This window comes from Streptomyces sp. NPDC029164, assembly GCF_055563995.1.
Genome location: NZ_JBVHWW010000084.1, coordinates 1,725 through 4,229 on the forward strand (window position 1 = coordinate 1,725; position 2,505 = coordinate 4,229).

Below are 2,505 nucleotides of genomic sequence, written 5' to 3' on the forward strand. Positions count from 1 at the left end.
AGTCGTGACTGCGTGCCTTTTGAAGAATGAGCCTGCGAGTTAGCGGTGTGTAGCGAGGTTAACCCGTGTGGGGAAGCCGTAGCGAAAGCGAGTCCGAATAGGGCGATTGAGTTGCACGCTCTAGACCCGAAGCGGAGTGATCTAGCCATGGGCAGGTTGAAGCGGAGGTAAGACTTCGTGGAGGACCGAACCCACCAGGGTTGAAAACCTGGGGGATGACCTGTGGTTAGGGGTGAAAGGCCAATCAAACTCCGTGATAGCTGGTTCTCCCCGAAATGCATTTAGGTGCAGCGTCGTGTGTTTCTTGCCGGAGGTAGAGCACTGGATAGGCGATGGGCCCTACCGGGTTACTGACCTTAGCCAAACTCCGAATGCCGGTAAGTGAGAGCACGGCAGTGAGACTGTGGGGGATAAGCTCCATGGTCGAGAGGGAAACAGCCCAGAGCATCGACTAAGGCCCCTAAGCGTACGCTAAGTGGGAAAGGATGTGGAGTCGCAGAGACAACCAGGAGGTTGGCTTAGAAGCAGCCACCCTTGAAAGAGTGCGTAATAGCTCACTGGTCAAGTGATTCCGCGCCGACAATGTAGCGGGGCTCAAGCGTACCGCCGAAGTCGTGTCATTGCAGCAATAGGGCCAACGCCCGCTGTGATGGGTAGGGGAGCGTCGTGTGCCGGGTGAAGCAGCAGCGGAAGCTAGTTGTGGACGGTTCACGAGTGAGAATGCAGGCATGAGTAGCGATACACACGTGAGAAACGTGTGCGCCGATTGACTAAGGGTTCCTGGGTCAAGCTGATCTGCCCAGGGTAAGTCGGGACCTAAGGCGAGGCCGACAGGCGTAGTCGATGGACAACCGGTTGATATTCCGGTACCCGCTTTGAAACGCCCAATATCGAATCAGGCGATGCTAAGTCCGTGAAGCCGTTCCGGACCCTTCGGGGAAAGGAAAGTGGTGGAGCCGACGAACCAGACTTGTAGTAGGTAAGCGATGGGGTGACGCAGGAAGGTAGTCCAGCCCGGGCGGTGGTTGTCCCGGGGTAAGGGTGTAGGCCGAGGGGTAGGCAAATCCGTCCCTCATATAAGGCTGAGACCTGATGCCGAGCCGATTGTGGTGAAGTGGATGATCCTATGCTGTCGAGAAAAGCCTCTAGCGAGTTTCATGGCGGCCCGTACCCTAAACCGACTCAGGTGGTCAGGTAGAGAATACCGAGGCGTTCGGGTGAACTATGGTTAAGGAACTCGGCAAAATGCCCCCGTAACTTCGGGAGAAGGGGGGCCATCACTGGTGAGGGAACTTGCTTCCTGAGCTGGGGGTGGCCGCAGAGACCAGCGAGAAGCGACTGTTTACTAAAAACACAGGTCCGTGCGAAGCCGTAAGGCGATGTATACGGACTGACGCCTGCCCGGTGCTGGAACGTTAAGGGGACCGGTTAGTGCGCTTTCGGGCGTGCGAAGCTGAGAACTTAAGCGCCAGTAAACGGCGGTGGTAACTATAACCATCCTAAGGTAGCGAAATTCCTTGTCGGGTAAGTTCCGACCTGCACGAATGGCGTAACGACTTCTCGACTGTCTCAACCATAGGCCCGGTGAAATTGCACTACGAGTAAAGATGCTCGTTTCGCGCAGCAGGACGGAAAGACCCCGGGACCTTTACTACAGTTTGATATTGGTGTTCGGTTCGGCTTGTGTAGGATAGGTGGGAGACTGTGAAGCAGCCACGCCAGTGGTTGTGGAGTCATCGTTGAAATACCACTCTGGTCGTGCTGGATGTCTAACCTCGGTCCGTGATCCGGATCAGGGACAGTGTCTGATGGGTAGTTTAACTGGGGCGGTTGCCTCCCAAAGGGTAACGGAGGCGCCCAAAGGTTCCCTCAGCCTGGTTGGCAATCAGGTGTTGAGTGTAAGTGCACAAGGGAGCTTGACTGTGAGACCGACGGGTCGAGCAGGGACGAAAGTCGGGACTAGTGATCCGGCGGTGGCTTGTGGAAGCGCCGTCGCTCAACGGATAAAAGGTACCCCGGGGATAACAGGCTGATCTTCCCCAAGAGTCCATATCGACGGGATGGTTTGGCACCTCGATGTCGGCTCGTCGCATCCTGGGGCTGGAGTCGGTCCCAAGGGTTGGGCTGTTCGCCCATTAAAGCGGTACGCGAGCTGGGTTTAGAACGTCGTGAGACAGTTCGGTCCCTATCCGCTGTGCGCGTAGGAATATTGAGAAGGGCTGTCCCTAGTACGAGAGGACCGGGACGGACGAACCTCTGGTGTGCCAGTTGTCCTGCCAAGGGCATGGCTGGTTGGCTACGTTCGGGAGGGATAACCGCTGAAAGCATCTAAGCGGGAAGCCTGCTTCAAGATGAGTATTCCCACCTCCTTGAGAGGGTAAGGCTCCCAGTAGACGACTGGGTTGATAGGCCAGATGTGGAAGCCCGGTAACGGGTGAAGCTGACTGGTACTAATAGGCCGAGGGCTTGTCCTCAGTTGCTCGCGTCCACTGTGTTAGTTCTGAA

Annotated in this window: 1 rRNA gene (cut by a window edge); it reads left to right on the forward strand. The window is 56.4% G+C overall.

Annotation, left to right across the window (positions count from 1 at the left end):
* A 23S ribosomal RNA gene (locus tag ACZ4VT_RS37245) occupies window positions 1-2,474 on the forward strand; it begins 151 nt to the left of the window's first position.
* Window positions 2,475-2,505: the final 31 nt, after the last annotated feature.